At 65.0% G+C, this 16,707-nt stretch carries 16 protein-coding genes, 2 tRNA genes and 1 pseudogene; 9 read left to right on the top strand and 10 right to left on the bottom strand.

Features of this window, described 5'->3' with window-relative positions; all coding sequences use genetic code 11:
• Window positions 1–37 precede the first annotated feature (37 nt).
• Window positions 38–346, top strand: a complete 309-nt coding sequence (locus CDO87_RS19110) for a hypothetical protein (protein ID WP_100930252.1) — start codon at window positions 38–40, stop codon at window positions 344–346.
• A 102-nt stretch (window positions 347–448) separates the two neighbouring features.
• Here the strand turns inward: CDO87_RS19110 and CDO87_RS19105 are convergent.
• The 6 genes and pseudogenes from CDO87_RS19105 to CDO87_RS19075 form a co-directional block, all read right to left on the bottom strand.
• A pseudogene (locus CDO87_RS19105) lies at window positions 449–994 on the bottom strand (transposase); the annotation flags it as partial.
• Window positions 995–1,791: 797 nt separating this feature from the next.
• The gene (locus CDO87_RS19095; protein ID WP_157815047.1) at window positions 1,792–2,337 is read right to left on the bottom strand and encodes a hypothetical protein; all 546 of its coding nucleotides are present in this window, start codon (window positions 2,335–2,337) and stop codon (window positions 1,792–1,794) included.
• A 3-nt stretch (window positions 2,338–2,340) separates the two neighbouring features.
• A complete protein-coding gene (locus CDO87_RS19090; protein ID WP_100930249.1) occupies window positions 2,341–2,580 on the bottom strand; it encodes a DUF6538 domain-containing protein in 240 nt (79 codons plus the stop codon).
• A gap of 90 nt (window positions 2,581–2,670) precedes the next feature.
• Window positions 2,671–2,746, bottom strand: a tRNA-Val gene (locus tag CDO87_RS19085).
• A 204-nt stretch (window positions 2,747–2,950) separates the two neighbouring features.
• Window positions 2,951–3,025 (bottom strand) — tRNA-Val (locus tag CDO87_RS19080).
• Window positions 3,026–3,044: 19 nt separating this feature from the next.
• Entirely contained in the window at window positions 3,045–3,542 is a 498-nt protein-coding gene (locus CDO87_RS19075; RefSeq protein ID WP_100930248.1) for an HU family DNA-binding protein, read from the bottom strand.
• A 161-nt stretch (window positions 3,543–3,703) separates the two neighbouring features.
• On the opposite strand from CDO87_RS19075, the gene CDO87_RS19070 reads away from it, so the two are divergent.
• Window positions 3,704–3,904 carry a hypothetical protein gene (locus tag CDO87_RS19070; RefSeq protein ID WP_100930247.1) on the top strand — a complete coding sequence of 67 codons (201 nt, stop codon included), beginning with the start codon at window positions 3,704–3,706 and terminating at the stop codon, window positions 3,902–3,904.
• A 173-nt stretch (window positions 3,905–4,077) separates the two neighbouring features.
• Here CDO87_RS19070 and lon read toward each other — a convergent pair whose 3' ends face one another.
• The 3 genes from lon to CDO87_RS19060 form a co-directional block, all read right to left on the bottom strand.
• Window positions 4,078–6,486, bottom strand: a complete 2,409-nt coding sequence (gene lon / locus CDO87_RS19065; RefSeq protein WP_100930246.1) for an endopeptidase La — start codon at window positions 6,484–6,486, stop codon at window positions 4,078–4,080.
• Window positions 6,487–6,842: 356 nt separating this feature from the next.
• Complete coding sequence (locus tag CDO87_RS27070; protein WP_198521758.1) at window positions 6,843–7,013, bottom strand: hypothetical protein; 171 nt, start codon at window positions 7,011–7,013, stop codon at window positions 6,843–6,845.
• A 121-nt stretch (window positions 7,014–7,134) separates the two neighbouring features.
• Entirely contained in the window at window positions 7,135–8,229 is a 1,095-nt protein-coding gene (locus CDO87_RS19060; RefSeq protein WP_100930245.1) for an alkene reductase, read from the bottom strand.
• A gap of 240 nt (window positions 8,230–8,469) precedes the next feature.
• Here CDO87_RS19060 and CDO87_RS19055 point away from each other — a divergent pair, with 240 nt between their 5' ends.
• From CDO87_RS19055 to CDO87_RS19035, 5 genes are all read left to right on the top strand, one after another.
• Window positions 8,470–9,012: a hypothetical protein gene (locus CDO87_RS19055; RefSeq protein ID WP_100930244.1), complete on the top strand. Its 543-nt coding sequence runs from the start codon at window positions 8,470–8,472 to the stop codon at window positions 9,010–9,012.
• 211 nt (window positions 9,013–9,223) lie between these two features.
• Window positions 9,224–10,441 (top strand): NAD-dependent epimerase/dehydratase family protein, encoded by a 1,218-nt coding sequence (locus CDO87_RS19050; RefSeq protein ID WP_100930243.1) that lies wholly within the window; start codon window positions 9,224–9,226, stop codon window positions 10,439–10,441.
• Between the two features lie 2 nt (window positions 10,442–10,443).
• Window positions 10,444–10,821, top strand: coding sequence for a VOC family protein (locus tag CDO87_RS19045; protein ID WP_100930242.1), 378 nt, complete (start codon window positions 10,444–10,446; stop codon window positions 10,819–10,821).
• Window positions 10,814–11,608, top strand: a complete 795-nt coding sequence (locus CDO87_RS19040) for a glycosyltransferase (protein ID WP_100930241.1) — start codon at window positions 10,814–10,816, stop codon at window positions 11,606–11,608. Before CDO87_RS19045 ends, CDO87_RS19040 begins: the two co-directional genes overlap by 8 nt.
• Window positions 11,605–12,411: an NAD(P)-dependent oxidoreductase gene (locus tag CDO87_RS19035; RefSeq protein ID WP_100930240.1), complete on the top strand. Its 807-nt coding sequence runs from the start codon at window positions 11,605–11,607 to the stop codon at window positions 12,409–12,411. The genes CDO87_RS19040 and CDO87_RS19035 overlap by 4 nt, the downstream gene beginning before the upstream one ends.
• A gap of 249 nt (window positions 12,412–12,660) precedes the next feature.
• On the opposite strand, the gene tgt is transcribed toward CDO87_RS19035, so the two are convergent.
• Complete coding sequence (tgt, locus tag CDO87_RS19030; protein WP_100931040.1) at window positions 12,661–13,788, bottom strand: tRNA guanosine(34) transglycosylase Tgt; 1,128 nt, start codon at window positions 13,786–13,788, stop codon at window positions 12,661–12,663.
• A 226-nt stretch (window positions 13,789–14,014) separates the two neighbouring features.
• On the opposite strand from tgt, the gene CDO87_RS19025 reads away from it, so the two are divergent.
• Together CDO87_RS19025 and CDO87_RS19020 are read left to right on the top strand one after the other, a co-directional pair.
• Entirely contained in the window at window positions 14,015–15,766 is a 1,752-nt protein-coding gene (locus tag CDO87_RS19025) for a glycosyltransferase family 2 protein (protein ID WP_100930239.1), read from the top strand.
• A complete protein-coding gene (locus CDO87_RS19020; RefSeq protein ID WP_100930238.1) occupies window positions 15,763–16,707 on the top strand; it encodes a glycosyltransferase family 2 protein in 945 nt (314 codons plus the stop codon). Before CDO87_RS19025 ends, CDO87_RS19020 begins: the two co-directional genes overlap by 4 nt.

Below are 16,707 nucleotides of genomic sequence, written 5' to 3'. Positions count from 1 at the left end.
GAGCGACAAGTCGGCGCCCCCTTAGCGGAGATCTTGCATGACCGTGCGATCAACCAGATCTGCAATGACCTTTTCGAACCCGTTCACCCTGCCGGGCTACCCAGACGAACTGCCCGCAGGCACCTACGACACCCTGGTGGTGGAGGAACTGCTGCAGGGATTGAGTTTCGAAGCCTACATACGCATCGCGACATTTCTGGCGGTGTGCGGCAGCGGCCGACACGTGGGTCAGCGCGAACTCCGTCCGACGACAGAAGACGACCTTGAAGAGGTCTTGAGCCAGGATGCGGCTTGGACCGGCACATGCAGCAAGGCGGCGATGTCGCCGCAAGGGGTTGGAAGATGAACACTCCCGAATGGCCCAAACCCGGGGTTTACGGGGTGCTGACCGGCGCGGTCTTCGTCGGCGTCGCAGGCGCTATACATGGGGCGGCTGGGTGACTGGCGGAACCGCGAGTAACATCGCCTTGTCAATGATCCGCCCGCCCCCGCGTACCTTGAGGTATGTCGCGTCGAACCAGAGGCAGGGCCAGGCGCGCTCCAAGGGACGAGACAGGAATACGTCGACCCGTTCATTGAGCGCCATGCACAGCCGGCCGATCTGGCTCTTCGAGATGCCGCCGGGGTCCATCGCCTAGGTCAGGTCATCGACAGACGGCCTCGAGAGACCGGCAACGTAGGCCGCCTGGATCAGGGCGACCAATGCCTTCTCAGCCGTCCGTCGTGGCTCCAGGAAGCTGGGACAGTATCTACCTTTAGGAAGCTTGCGGCTCTCCAATGCGACCCGCGTGGCGCGCTTATCCTAATCGCGGTCTCGATAGCCGCTCCGCTGCGCTTCCCGCATCGGCGAGGACGCGCCTTTCGCCGCCCCTGTCCACGCCTAGATCTCTTTACGCATGATCCGCTCGGCCACGAATGCCAGCATTTCGCGCACGAGGTCGCCATCAACCTGCTTCTCAGCAAGCCCGATCAGAGCCATTCTGTCGTCGGTCATCGCCATCTACGTCTCAGGTTTCGAGTCTCGCACCCCAAACCTTCTCTTAAGAACGACGGTGACCGCCAGCATCGCCATGCGCGTCGCCCGCGGCTTCCCGCACTACGCGCTGAGGCACTATCCCCGACTAAAGATCAAAAAACGGGATCGCATCGATCACTCGCTTCTTCGTCACCAGTTCCGCATCACCATACCCGTTCGAAACGTCGGCCTGACGACCATGGCCGCAGATCGCGTTCACAACCATCTCCGATTGCGAATACCGTCGCCCTAAAGTCTGGAACCTATGCCGCCAGGCATGGTTTGGTTGCAGCCCCTGAGGCACGAGACCGGCTTCACCTAGCCAAGTTGCCAACCGGTTGCCCTGTCTCTGGGCTTTGGATCCCGTCTCAGTTTGAATTTAGAAGACTATATGCCATCCTGCGTTAGCTGTTGGGGAGGCGCAAATGAATGTCTACGGAAAGATTCGCGAAGCGGTGGAGACTAAAAAGGCTATTCGCGTTATACACAAAGGTCACAAGAGGGACGTTTGCCCCCATGTTATCGGTTCAAAAAACGGACACGATAAGGTTCTGACATATCAATTTGCAGGATACAGTTCGAGCGGGCTTCCTCCTGGCGGGGAGTGGCGCTGCATGTTCATTTCGGACATTACATCGGTCGAGATTTTGGGCGCAGATTGGCAAACCGGGGTTGGCCACTCCCAAACGCAGACGTGCGTCGATCAGATCGACGTGGAAGTCGATTACTAGATGCAGTCCTTGAAGGACACATATGCCCGCGCGCTCTTCCAGTAACTAGTCCCGCCATGCACGCACATCGGCCTTGGTAACGCGAGCCGCGTCGTCATGCCGGACATAATCGCAAAACGCGTCGTAGATGCCTTGCCACTTGCGTATTGTAGCATCTGCCCTGTTCAGGTTTTCCAAGTTCGCAAGAAAGTCCCGGAACAAGGCCTTCAAGCCTACAGACGCCTTCCGCTCGACCGCAGCAGTGGTCAGCAGCGGGTGGCAGGTCTCGCCGTCGGTCACACCCTCATCGCGCTCTACTGCCCGCTCCAGGGCCTCATACTCGGACACGCACAACATCATCGCGAGGCGGCGCCATTCGGCGGTTCTTTTTACCGCTTCCGTGTGCCCTCGGTCGCGGAACATCCTAATACGGTGCCCGACCAGATCATCGAGTTCATTGTCTGTTGCTGCACCGGCAATTCCGGCCCTCAATCGTTCGACGTATCCATCGTCAATACCGACGCGGGCATAGGCAGCATCAGCGATCCGTGCTTCAGCGTCTTGCTCCACACCAAACCGGTAATTCATTTGCGCCATTTCCTCGCCGGACATGGGTTAGCGCGGCTGGGCAGCGGGCGTGCCGGTGGTCAGGGCCAGTTCCTGTTCAGCCGCGGTGATCAGGGCCATGAGCTTCGCCACTTGGACGTGATGCCTGCGAGACGCCTCCCGTCGATCAGCGCCCATCGGGGCACGCAGCTCTGACCTGCCGATGATTTGCCGCAGCTTTTTCGGGACCACGATCCGCGAGCAGAACCGTCCTTCCCGTTCCAGAAAGTGCCTGGGCTTGCCACCCATCCCAGCCCCATTTTGTAACCAACTTTGTAACAGAAAAATGTTGAAACACCCTTGAATACAAGGGTTTTCTTTCATTTCAAGGGGATAAGGTGGTGGGTGATGAGAGACTCGAACTCCCGACATCTTCGGTGTAAACGAAGCGCTCTACCAACTGAGCTAATCACCCGCGCCGCGTCGAAATAGACAAAGCGCGGCGTCAGTGCAAGGGGCTCTGTCCGCCCTTTTCGCACCCGTTCTTCCCGCAGCGTCAATCCGGACCGGAGATCGCCCCGTCCGCACCGGCGGTTCAGCCAAAAGACGGCAGCACGCGGACCACCGGCCCCATCGCCCAAAAGAAAAAGCGCGCCCGGATGGGACGCGCTTCGAATTCTGGTGGGTGATAAGAGATTTGAACTCCTGACATCTTCGATGTGAACGAAGCGCTCTACCACTGAGCTAATCACCCGGTAGCGGGGCTTTTAGACTCACTCGGCAGCCTGTGCAAGAGGGTCCTGTCCGTTAATTTTATCCTCGTCGGGCTGCCGCAGACGGGCGTTTATGATCTGCCCGTTGCCCGCCTTTTTCATCCGCGTGACCTTCATCTTGCCGAACGGCGCGAGGTTCAGTTCACGCCCTTCCGAGAGCGCCTCGCCCAGGATGGCAAGCGCCGCCTCGATCGCGGGCTTGGCGTCGCGCTTCTTGATGCCGGAGCGTTCCACCGCGAAGTCGATCAGCTCCTTCTTCCTCAGTTCCGGCTGCGGCACGATGGGGATCTCCTCGACCGTGACCGGCTCCGCCTCGGCAGGTGCCGAAACGGCGGGCGCCTCGCGCCGCTTTTCGGCGGCGTCCGCGTGCAGGGCCTCCTCGTCCGTGTTCAGGATGAATGCGGCAGCAGACCCGGATTTGCCGGCGCGCGCCTTCCCGGCAGAGGGCTTGCGTGTGGACTTGGACCGCTCGGCGGCCGGTGCTTTTGCTGTGCTCATGATACCTGTCTCTGCTCGGTGTGCGGCGCCGCAATCACGTGCAGCTGCTCGGTTTGTATCGCGTGAGCCTAGCGCAAAACGCCTCTCGAAGCCAGCGTTTGCTTGACTCGTACAACCATTCCCCGCCAGTTTGACAGAGCAACTTTGTCTGGAGAACGACCATGAAAAGGTACGCTGCCGCGTTCGCCCTTCTCTCTGCCGCCAGCGCCGCGCAGGCCGGCAGTTACGATGCCCCCGCCGATCCGCCGGTCATGCCGCCGGTCATCGTCGAGGACGCCGCCGCCGCCAGCAGCATGCCATCCGCGGGTCTGGTCCTGGGCCTCGCCGCGCTGATCGTCTTCGGCGTCGCCGCCGGGAACTGACCGCGCCCCTGCTCTGCCCCTTCACCCGGCCGCACGCCCAGCGCCCCCGGCCCGAGGGTCCTGTTGCGCCCGGCGCAGGGACAGCCCGCCCAGAACAGCCCCCGGAAAGCCGGACGTGAAAAAGCCCCGACACGCGGTCGGGGCTTTCCTGTTTCAAGCGATCGGGCGGACGCTCAGTGCGCCACGGTGCTCGACACGGTGTCCTCGGACTTGGCCTTGGCTGCCGCCGCCGCTTCCTCCGCCGCCTCGTCCCATTCGATGGGCTCGGGCTTCGACACCAGCGCCTGGCTCAGCACCTCGGACACGTGCTTGACGGGGATGATCTGCAGCCCCTCCTTCACGTTGTCCGGGATCTCCGCCAGATCCTTCTCGTTTTCCTCCGGGATGAACACCGTCTTGATGCCACCGCGCAGGGCCGCGAGCAGTTTCTCCTTCAGGCCGCCGATGGGCATGGCGTTGCCCCGAAGCGAGACCTCGCCCGTCATCGCCACGTCCTTGCGGACCGGGATCTGCGTCAGCACCGACACGATCGACGTCACCATCGCCAGACCGGCAGAGGGACCATCCTTCGGCGTCGCACCGTCGGGCACGTGCACGTGGATGTCGATCTTGTCGAACTTCGTCGGCTTCACCCCGATCTGCGGGGAAATCGAACGCACGTAGGAAGACGCCGCATCGATCGACTCCTTCATCACGTCGCCCAGTTTCCCGGTGGTCTTCATCCGGCCCTTGCCCGGCAGTTTCAGCGCCTCGATGTGCAGGAGGTCGCCGCCGACAGAGGTCCAGGCCAGCCCGGTGACGACACCGATCTGGTTCTCTTCCTCCGCCAGCCCGTAACGGTGCTTCCGGACGCCCAGGAACTCGTCGAGGTTGTCCGCCGAAACGACCACCTTTTCCGCTTCCTTCTTGACGATCTTCGTCACCGCCTTGCGGGCGAGCTTTGCCACCTCGCGTTCAAGGTTCCGGACGCCGGCCTCCCGCGTGTAGTAGCGGATGATGTCGGTCAGCGCGCTGTCCTCGACCACGAACTCGGACTTCTTCAGACCGTGGTTCTTGGTCACCTTGTCCAGCAGGTGCCGCTTGGCGATCTCCAGCTTCTCGTCCTCGGTGTACCCCGAGAGAGAGATGATCTCCATCCGGTCGAGCAGCGGCCCGGGCATGTTGTAGCTGTTGGCCGTGGTCACGAACATCACGTTCGACAGGTCGTATTCCACCTCAAGATAGTGGTCCACGAAGGTCGCGTTCTGTTCGGGGTCCAGCACCTCCAGCATGGCCGAAGCCGGGTCGCCACGGAAGTCCTGCCCCATCTTGTCGATCTCGTCGAGCAGGATGAGCGGGTTCGTGGTCTTCGCCTTCTTCAGCGCCTGGATGATCTTGCCCGGCATGGAGCCGATGTAGGTCCGGCGGTGGCCGCGGATCTCGGATTCGTCACGCACGCCGCCGAGGCTGATGCGGATGAACTCGCGGCCCGTGGCCTTCGCCACCGACTTGCCCAGCGACGTCTTGCCGACACCCGGAGGGCCGACGAGGCAGAGGATCGGGCCTTTCAGCTTCTGGCTGCGCGCCTGCACGGCGAGGTACTCGACGATCCGCTCCTTCACCTTCTCAAGCGAGTAGTGATCGTGGTCGAGGATGTCCTGCGCCTTGTTCAGGTCCTTCTTCACGCGCGACTTGGTGCCCCACGGAATGGACAGCATCCAGTCGAGGTAGTTGCGCACGACGGTCGCCTCGGCGGACATGGGCGACATGTTGCGCAGCTTCTTGAGCTCCGCGTCGGCCTTTTCCCGGGCTTCCTTCGACAGCTTGGTGTTCTCGATCTTCTCTTCGAGCTCGGCGATTTCGCCCTCGCCGTCCTCGCCATCGCCGAGTTCCTTCTGAATGGCCTTCATCTGCTCATTCAGATAGTACTCGCGCTGGGTCTTCTCCATCTGGCTCTTGACGCGGGTCTTGATCTTCTTCTCGACCTGCAGGACGGACATCTCCCCCTGCATCAGGCCATAGACCTTCTCCAGCCGCTCGCTGATCGAGAGCGTCTCAAGCAGTTCCTGCTTCTGGCCCACTTCCACGCCGAGGTGACCGGCCACGAGGTCGGCCAGCTGCGCCGGTTCGGTCGCTTCGCTGACGGCGGCCAGCGCCTCTTCGGGGATGTTCTTCTTGACCTTGGTGTAGCGTTCGAATTCCTCTGCCACGGTGTGGGTCAGGGCCTCGATCGCGGCCAGGTCGCCGGGCATCTCGGTCAGGTACTCGGCCTTCGCCTCGAAGAAGTTCTCGTTCTCGATGTACTCGACGATGCGCACACGGCTCTGGCCTTCCACCAGAACCTTCACGGTGCCGTCGGGCAGCTTCAGCAGTTGCAGGACATTCGCCAGCACGCCCGCCTTGTAGATGCCGGAGGTCTCCGGGTCGTCGATCGCGGGATCGATCTGGCTGGCAAGCAGGATCTGCTTGTCGTCGTTCATCACCTCTTCCAGTGCGCGCACGGATTTCTCGCGGCCCACGAAAAGGGGCACGATCATGTGCGGGAACACGACGATGTCGCGCAGCGGCAGCACCGGGTAAGATGGATTGAGTGGCTGTTTCATGCTCGCGTTTTCCTGGTTCTTGGCAAGACGGCAGAGCCCCGCATCGCGGCAACTTGCGCCGTCTCCGGTCAGAACACACTACATGTGCCGCCTGACCCCGGATTTCAAGCAACCCGGGCCGGCCCAAGGTGTGTGGCGCTCAGTGTGACCCTGCCCGCCCGTTTCCGCAAGCCGGGTTTTCGGGCCAAAGTGAACGATGCACGGCCATGCCGGCACGGCGGTTCAAAATCCCGTCATGACGCGGCCGGCGCCCGGAGCCGCGCTTCAAACCCGCCCGCAAAACGACAAAAGGCCGGTGCGGCGCATTCCGCGCCCCCGGCCCCTGCCCCGAACGAAAGACTGACTGAAGACCGGCCTCAGCCGTCCTTCTGCGCGTCCGCCTCACGGGCGGCCTTCATGCGTGCCAGAAGCTCCGCCTTGCTGGGTGCGCCACCGCGGGCGTCCTTGCCCTGCGGCGCGTCCTTGTGCCCGTCGTAGCGCGGCGCGCCCTTGGCTGCCTTGCCCTTGCCGGATTTCCCGTAGTCCATGAACGTTCTCCTGATCGTCGTCACCGGCGCGAGACCCGACTCACGCATGACGATCCAGCCCCCATCTTGCAGGATGGGGACCGGATGCAAGGGCTATTTGCCCCGGTTCGTGCCTGTGCGCTTACGCGGCCTCGTCGCGCAGGGCCGGATAATCCGTGTACCCCTCGCGGCCACCGCCGTAATAGGTGGACGGATCGCCCTCGTTCAGCTCCGCCCCGACGCGCAGACGCTCCGCCAGGTCGGGGTTGGCGATATAGGGCCGTCCGAAGGCCACCAGATCGGTCAGGTCCCCTGCAACGCGCTCCACGGCCATATCGCGGTCATAACCGTTGTTGCCCATCCAGACGCCGTCGAAGCGGTCCTTCAGCGCCTTCAGGTCGACACCTTCCGGCAGGTCGCGCGGCCCGCCCGTCTGGCCCTCGATCATGTGCAGATACGCCAGCCCGCGGCCCGAGACGAAATCGACGAGGAACTCGCCCAGCGCCTTCGGATCGCTGTCGGTGGCGCCGTTCGCACCGGAATAGGGCGACAGCCGCAGACCCACATGCGCGGAATCCCATGCGCCGACAACCGCATCCAGCACCTCGCCCAGCAAGCGCGCGCGGTTCTCGAAAGTTCCGCCATAGGCGTCGTCACGCTTGTTCGGGCCATCCTTCAGGAACTGGTCGATCAGGTAGCCATTGGCGCCATGCACCTCGACACCGTCGAAACCGGCGGCCTTCGCGTTGACCGTCGCCTTGCGGAAATCCTCCACGATGCGGGGCAGCTCATCGGTCTCCAGCGCGCGCGGCACCGAGACAGCGACCATCTGCTCGCCGTCGAAGGTCTGCACACCCTCGGCCTGCACAGCAGAGGGGGCCACCGGCGCCTTGCCGTCTTCCTGCAGCGACGTATGGCTGATCCGGCCCACGTGCCACAGCTGCAGGACGATCTTGCCGCCCTCCGCATGCACCGCGTCCGTCACCTTCTTCCACTGGGCGACCTGCTTCTCGCTGTGGATGCCCGGGGTCCAGGCATAGCCCTTGCCCTCCGGCGAAATCTGCGTCGCCTCGGTGATGATCAGACCGGCGCCCGCGCGCTGCGCGTAGTAATCGGCGTGCATGTCCATAGGCGCGTCGTCTTCCATCGCACGGTTCCGGGTCAGCGGCGCCATGACGATGCGGTTCTTGAGGTCCATGGCCCCAACCTTGATCGGGTCGAACAGGCTCTTGCTCATGAGAGGCTCCTTTCGGTTTCGTCGTTAAGACGTGTGCCGCCCAATGCTGCACCGCAACGAAACGTTCCCCCTTACCTGCGGACAGGCCCTGTGCCGTGGCGCGCACAAGAACGCGACCGGCGCGGCCAAAGCCCCGGCTTTGTGGCAGGACCAAACCGTGATAGGCTCCGCTCCATTCTGATTAAGCATCGCTGTGCGTCCGGCCTTTTCCGGGCGACTGTTTAACGAGGAGTTTTGCAAGTGGCATTCAAGATCGCGAACGACGTCAAACCGATGAAGAACTACCGCAACTGGGGCGAATTCGTCGGCTACAAGGGCAACGGCATCCATCCCACCTGCTGCATCGGACGCTTCAGCTTTTCCAACGCCATCAGCGCGACGGTGTTTTCCTATCTCAACCAGAAATCCGACGTGCCGCTCGACGGCGCCATCGCCGCGGTCGTGAGCATCGAGACGCAGATGAGCAAGACCGGCGCGCTGGCCGACAGCGTCAAGCTCACGCCGCTGGATGCGCTGGCGGCCGTCGTGCCAGCCGCGAAAGTGGCGCAGGTCGGCCAGAAGATCACCTCCGGCCTCGGGTCGGCAACCATGGCGATGCAGGTGGATGACGAGGCGAAGCACCACGCCAACAACCCGCTGAACCCCCACACGCCCAAAAGCGGCGGGGGCACATGGACCGGCGGCACCCTGGCGGACGAGTACGCCACCTTCGCGGTGCTCTTCTGGAAGAAGGTGCCGACCTACGGCCCCTGCTACCGGATCGGAACGCACTACAGTTCCTGATACCGGCTGCACGCCGCGCGACGGCCTGCCCTCTCCGCGCCTCCCGCCCCTGCGGAAATTGATGCAGCCAAACGTGTATCAATTTACCGCCAAACCACGGCGTTTCAGCGGATTGGCGCCCATTTTCCTGCATCAATCACCACAAAAGTTTCATTTTACTCCCCCGGGCCCCATCGTTAACAGGACACGCAAACAACACGGGACCCTCATCATGCGCATCGCGATCCTCGGCGGCGACGGCTTTGTCGGCTGGCCCACCGCCCTCCATCTCTCCAACGCCGGACACGAGGTGCACATCCTCGACAACCTCTCCCGCCGCTGGATCGACACGGAGCTGGGGGTGCAGTCGCTGACGCCCATGGACTCCATCCAGGAACGCTGCCGCATCTGGAAGCAGACCTCCGGCGAAACCATCCGCTTCCATCTGCTCGACCTCGCCAAGGAATACGAGCGGCTGAAACAGTGGCTGGCCGAGCACAAGCCCGACGCCATCATCCACTTTGCCGAGCAGCGCGCCGCGCCCTATTCGATGAAGACCGACCGCCACAAGGTCTACACGGTCAACAACAACACCAACGCCACGCACAACCTGCTGGCCGCGATGGTGGAGGCCGCCCCCGACGCCCACCTCGTGCACCTCGGCACCATGGGCGTCTACGGCTACTCCTCCGTCGGTGCGCCGATCCCCGAGGGCTACCTCGACGTGCAGATCGACACGCCCTCCGGCCCGAAAGAGCAGGAGATCCTCTATCCCACGCGCCCCGGCTCGGTCTACCACATGACCAAGTCGCTCGATCAGATCCTCTTCCAGTTCTACGCCCAGAACGACGGGCTCCGGATCACCGACCTGCATCAGGGCATCGTCTGGGGCACCCACACCGACCAGACCCGGCGGCACGAGCAGCTCATCAACCGCTTCGACTACGACGGCGACTACGGCACCGTGCTGAACCGCTTCCTCATCCAGGCCGCCATCGGATACCCGCTCACCGTGCACGGCACCGGCGGGCAGACCCGCGCCTTCATCCACATTCAGGACAGCGTGCGCTGCGTCGAGCTGGCGCTACAGGACGCCCCCGCGCAGGGCGACCGGGTGAAGATCTTCAACCAGATGACCGAAACCCACCGCGTCCGCGACCTCGCCCAGCTTGTGGCCAGACTCACCGGCGCCGAGGTCATGAACCTGCCCAACCCGCGCAAGGAAGCCGCCGAGAACGACCTGATCGTCAAGAACGACCAGTTCCTCGCGCTGGGTCTGAACCCCACCACCCTCGCCGAGGGCCTGCTGTCCGAGGTCGTCGACGTGGCGAAGAAATACGCCCACCGGATCGACCGCTCCCGCGTGCCCGCCGTCTCCGCCTGGACCAAGGACATCGCCCGCACCGTCGACCACGACCCCGAAGGCGCGCGCCTGAAATCGGTGTCCTGAGCATGGTCACCCTCGACCATGTCGTGATCCATGTCACCGACTGGGACCGCTCCACGGCCTTCTACCGCGACGTGATGGGGGCAGAGGTCGTGCCGCGCGGCGCGGGCGTGGCCTTCCGCTTCGGGGCCCAGCAGCTCAACTGCCACGGCCCCGGGGTGGAGGCCGCCCCCCTCGCCCGCGTGCCCGTCCCCCCGGGCGGCACCGACCTCTGCTTTGCATGGGACGGTACAGTAGAGGCCGCACAGGCGCACCTCGAGGCCCACGGTATCACTGTCGAACTGGGCCCCGTGCCGCGCAACGGCGCGCGCGGGCCGGGCACCAGCCTCTACTTCCGCGACCCCGACGGCTCGCTCCTGGAATTCATCTGCTACGATGCGTAACGCCTACGTCACCCTTGTCACCAACGCCGACTTCGCGCTGGGCGCAGGCGCGCTGCTCAACTCGCTCGCCCAGACCGGCACAAAGGCCGACCGCGTCGTCCTCCACACCGAGGGCGTGCCCGACGCGGCGCTTGCCCCCCTCAAGGCTCAAGGCGCCCGCCTCGTGCCGGTCGACCACCTGCCCACCTCCGACGCCTTCAAGGCGGCGCACGCCAAGGGCCAGATCCACGGCAGGAACCCCTTCACCAAGGGCGAGAAGCCGACCTTCCACACGCCGCTCGACAACTTCTGCAAGCTGCGCCTGTGGCAGCTGCCCTACGACCGTGTCGTCTTCCTCGACGCAGACACCCTTGTGATCCGCAACATCGACACGCTCTTCGACTATCCGGAGTTCTGCGCCGCCCCGAACGTCTACGAGTCACTCTCCGACTTCCACCGCCTGAACTCCGGCGTATTCACCGCGCGCCCGTCCGAGGCCACGTTCCAGCACATGCTCGACACCCTCGACGCCCCCGGCGCCTTCTGGAAGCGCACCGACCAGACCTTCCTCGAAACGTACTTTCCCGACTGGCACGGCCTGCCCGTGACCTTCAACATGCTGCAATACGCATGGTTCAACCTGCCCGGCCTCTGGCACTGGCCCAGCGTGAAAGTCATCCACTACCAGTATGAAAAGCCCTGGCAGGACCACGCCAAGGCCCAACGCCTCCGCCCGCTGATCGACCTCTGGCACGCTTACGCGCAGGGCGAACGCCCCGACCTCGACGCCCTGAAGGACCCGGCGTGATCGCGCTGACCGGCGCCACGGGGCTCGTCGGCCGCTGGCTCCTGCCGCTGGCCGACCTGACGCTGGGCCGCACGGCGGGCCCCCGTCCGCACCGGCCCTACGACCTGACCGGCCCCGCGCCCGACCTCCGCGGTGTCACCACCCTGATCCACGCCGCCTTCTCCCACGTGCCGGGCAAGTACCGGGGCGGCGAAGGCGACGATCCGCAGGGCTTCCTGACCGCGAACCTCGACGGCACACGCCGCCTGTTTGACGCTGCCGCCGATGCGGGCGTGGAACGCATCCTGTTCCTCTCCTCGCGCGCGGTGTTCGACGGGCTGCCCCCGGGCACGCCCTTGCCGGAAACCCGGCCGCCCGAACCCCGCTCGCTCTACGGGCAGGTCAAGCTGCAGGCAGAAGAGCATCTCGCCACCCTGCCCCTGACCGGCCTCAGCCTGCGCGCCACCGGCATCTACGGCCCCGGTGCGGATCACAAGTGGCAGGGCCTCTTTGCCGACTACCTCTCCGGACGGCCCGTCGCGCCCCGCCGCGCGACAGAGGTGCACGGCGCCGACCTCGCCGCCGCCGTCCGCCTCCTGCTGACCGAAACGACCGCAGGCCCGGTCCACGTCTCCGACCTGCTCCTCGACCGCCACGACCTGCTGGCAGAGGTGAAGCGCCTGACCGGCTGCCCCCATCCCCCGCCGCCGCGCGCCACCGATCCGGTCAGCGCGCTGGAGTGCGGCCGGCTGACGGCGCTCGGCTGGCAGCCGGGCGGGATGGCGCGTCTGCGCGCCGATCTGCCGTCCATGCTCGTGGCCTGATCCGCGCACAAACCCGGTCTTGCCCAAAAGGTTACCAACCGGCCGGTTCGGACCCCCGAAACGGCCGGTTCACCAGTAATATCGGGTAAATACGCGGGAAACGCCGTTAACCCGCGGTGTCACCTTCGGTCGCCGCCACAACATCTGGCACCACATCGCGCACAGAACGCGCGCCACCGGGCGTCACAGCGCGCTGAGGCACGGAAATCACCGGCCCGAAACCCGCCTTAACGAGATATCAATCCGGGGTTAAAGCCGCTCGATATCCCCAAGCGCCTCGCCCTCGTGGAACTCTGCCTCGAACGCCGCAAAGCGCCCTTCGGCAATCGCCGCCCGCATCCCGGCCATAAGCTCCTGATAATAATGGAGGTTGTGCCAGGTCAGCAGCATCCCGGCGATCATCTCCTTCGCCCGGACGACGTGATGCAGGTAGGCCCGCGAATAGCTCCGGCAGCAGGGACAGCTGCACCCCTCCTCCAGCGGCCGCGGGTCCTCCGCATGGCGCGCGTTGCGCAGGTTCACCTGCCCCCGCCGCGTCCAGGCCTGCCCGGTCCGCCCGGACCGCGAGGGCAGCACGCAATCCATCATGTCGATGCCACGCGCCACGGCCCCCACAATATCTGCCGGTTTTCCGACACCCATCAGGTAACGCGGCTTGTCGGCCGGCAGCATTCCGGGCGCGAAATCGAGGCAGCCGAACATCGCTTCCTGCCCTTCGCCCACGGCCAGACCGCCGATCGCATAGCCGTCGAAACCGATGTTAACCAAAGCTTGCGCCGATTCTTCCCGCAGGTCGCGCTCCAGCCCGCCCTGCTGGATGCCGAACAGCATGTGCCCCGGCCGGTCGCCAAAGGCCTCGCGCGACCGCGCCGCCCACCGCATCGACAGCCGCATCGACTCCTCCAGCCGCGCGCGGTCGGCGGGCAGCGCCGGGCACTCGTCGAAGGCCATGACGATGTCGGACCCCAGAAGCCGTTGAATCTCCATCGAAGTCTCGGGCGACAGCATGTGCTTGGAACCGTCCACATGGCTGCGGAAGGTCACGCCCTCCTCGGTCAGCTTGCGCAGATCCGACAGGCTCATCACCTGAAAACCGCCCGAATCCGTCAGGATCGGCCGCTCCCAGTTCATGAAGCGATGCAGGCCCCCAAGTTTTGCGACCCTCTCGGCCCCGGGCCGCAACATCAGGTGGTAGGTGTTGCCCAACAGGATATCCGCGCCGGTCTCGCGCACGCTTTCGGGCATCATGCCCTTCACCGTCGCGGCGGTGCCCACGGGCATGAAGGCCGGCGTGCGGATATCGCCGCGCGGGGTGCGGATCACGCCGGTCCGCGCGCGCCCGTCACGGGCGTTCAGTTCGAAGGATGTCAGTGCCATGCGCGTTCCCATACTGCCCCCGCAGATCAAACGCCAGCCCGCCATGGGCGCTGGTTAACGAAGACCTGACCGGGCGCATTCCGGTTAACCTTTGCCCACCGCGCGCAGCCGTTCCGCCCGGGTGACGAAAGCGCCGCACGGCGGCCCTGAAAGCGCCCGAAATCATGGTTACACCCACCTTCGAACCACCTTGCCCCGCGCCAAAGGATAGCCCACCCTCGTGTTCATGAAAGACCGCTCCGCCCGTGGCATTCCCGCCCTTCTGACCCAGTACGAAGCGCGCCGCGATCCCATCGACTGCGCCCCCGGCGAAGCCCTGCCAGAGGCCGACGCAGACCTTGCCCGGCTGACCCGCACCATCGTCGAGGACCCCGACGAGGACCCGAGGTTCGCGCCGCCCTTCCGCTCCGGCTTCCATCGCAAGTCGCATGCGATCCGCAAGGAACTTCAGGGTCTTAGCGAGCTTTGTTCACTTCATGGATTACTGGTCGCGCACCTGCGCAAACGCAGCTTTCCCGAACACGCGCCCTACCTGTTCCACAGGCTCTGGGACGAACACGCCGACCACCTGCTGGACCACCTCGACTCCCGCTGGCTGGTCTCGGCCATCACCACCTTCGGCGACCACGGGCTGACACCGACGCAACGCTCCACCGGCCTCGCGCTCTCCACGCTCTTCGGCGCGATGAAGCTCTACGAGACGGAACGCCTCTACTCCGGCCTCACCCCGCAGCAGCCGTTCCCTTCGTCAAAGCGCCAGAAAGCCGCCCTGCCGCTCGACATGGACGCCTACGCGCTGGTCGGCGGCGGCCTCGACGTGAACCTCGTCGCCCGCCTCTGGCAGGAGGCCTCAGAAGACCTCGTCATCGCCCCCTTAGTCTATGATTTATTGGCGAAATTGCTGAATGACGACCGCGCGCTTCCGGCCCGTCTCGCCGCCATGCGGGCCGAGAAGGAGGCCCATCGCGCCACCCGTCAGCCAGAGCCGGACGGCACGCCGCAGGGCAACAACCCGGCCCCGGTGAACGCCGGCCGCGTCCCCGCCACGGCGGCGGACCTGCGTTGGGGGCTGGTGACGACGGTGAAGGCGCCGCTCGACCAGATCGCCCGCTTTGCCGCGCATCATCTGGACCTCGGCGCCGAGGCGCTGCACCTCTACCTCGACGCCCCGGACCCGCAGGCCGCGGCCTTCCTCGGCGACCACCCGAAGATCCGGGTCACCACCTGCGACGCCGCCTACTGGGAGAGCCACGGAAAGGCGCGCCCCGATGCTCATCAATTGCGTCAAGCGTTCAATGCAACCCACTGTTATCACGCACATTCCGAAGGCCTGCACTGGCTCGGCCACATCGACGTGGACGAATTCATACTGGCCGACACGCCCGTCGCCCTTGCCCTCCACGGCGCAGCGCCCGACGCGGCCATCGCCCGCATCGCCCCGGCGGAGGCACTGGCCACCGACGGACCGCCGCAGCATTTCAAGCTGACCCACAAGCAGGCGGGCGTGAAGAAGGCCGACCTTCAGGACGTCTACCCGACCTTCGGGCTGCACCTTTACGGCGGGTTCCTGTCGCACACCTCCGGCAAGGTCTTTGCCCGCACCGGCATCGCCGACACCCGGCTGGGCATCCACACGCTGAAATTCCGCGGACAGGACGCCACCAACAAGGCCAAACCGGCGGGCCTGCTGCTCGCCCACCTGCACGCGGCAAGCTGGGAAAAGTTCCGCAATCATCTGGACTTCCGCCTTGCACGCGGGTCCTACCGCAAGCGTTCCACCCGGCCGGAACTGGGCCAGGCCGACCTCTTCGCCTTCCTGATGGAGGAGGAAGGCGAAAGCGGGCTCCGCGCCTTCTTCGACGAGGTCTGCGCCGACACGCCGGACCTGCGCGCACGGCTGGCGGACAAGGGCATGCTGGTCACCCGCGACCTCGATCTGGACGCGAAGGTCGCCCGCATCTTCGGCCCGCTGCCATGACCACCTGGGGCACCGTCAGCACCGTCAAGGCGCCGCTCGACGCGATCGAGCGCTTTGCCGCGTGGCACCTCGAACAGGGTGCACACCGGGTGTACCTCTACCTCGACGACGACGTGCCCGGGACGCTGGCGGCGCTCAAGGCGCATCCCCGCATCAGGGTATTGCACACCGACGCGGCCTATTGGGATAAGCGCAAGGGCCGGCCGAAGAAACATCAGGTGCGTCAGTCGCTTAACGCGCGACATTGCAACAACCGCAAGGCAGAGGTCGACTGGCTGGCGCATATCGACGTGGACGAATTCCTGCTGCCCGACCGGCCCGTGGCCGAGGTGCTGGCCGGACTTCCCGACAGCGCGCTTTGCGCCCGCGTCCGCCCGGTGGAGGCGCTGGCCCCCGGCACCGGCACGGCGGAGGGCGAGACCGCCTTCAAGGCCTTCCACCTCGACCAGCGGGCAAGGCAACAGGCGGCGGAGGACTGCTTTCCCACCTTCGGCACGCACCTGTCAGGCGGGTTCCTCAGCCACGTCGCGGGCAAGCTCTTCTTCCGGGCCGGGACCAAGGGCCTGCAGATCCGCATCCACAACGTGATCCTCGATGACGTCACCAACCCCGGTCAGGCCGATCTGCCGGGGCTGGAACTGGGCCACTTCCACGCCGACAGCTGGGAGCATTTCCTGGCCGCCTACCGTTTCCGCCTGGCCCAGGGGTCTTACCGGGCCGAACTGAAACCGCAGGTCCGCCGCGACGGGGCGCTGTCCCTGCACGACCTCTTCCGCACGATCGAGGCGGAGGGCGGCGAACCCGCCCTGCGCGCCTTCTTCGACGAGGTCTGCGTCGCCGATACACCGTTGTGCGACCGGCTGGATTCGCACGGGCTCTTGCGCCGCCGCGCCCTCAACCTCGAGACATTGCGCCGGAAACACTTCCCAAAAAGCACATGA

Source organism: Sagittula sp. P11 (genome assembly GCF_002814095.1).
In the GTDB taxonomy this organism is placed as follows: Bacteria; Pseudomonadota; Alphaproteobacteria; order Rhodobacterales; family Rhodobacteraceae; genus Sagittula.
Note: the sequence above shows the minus strand (reverse complement) of the source record. Positions and strands in the feature narration are given on the sequence as shown.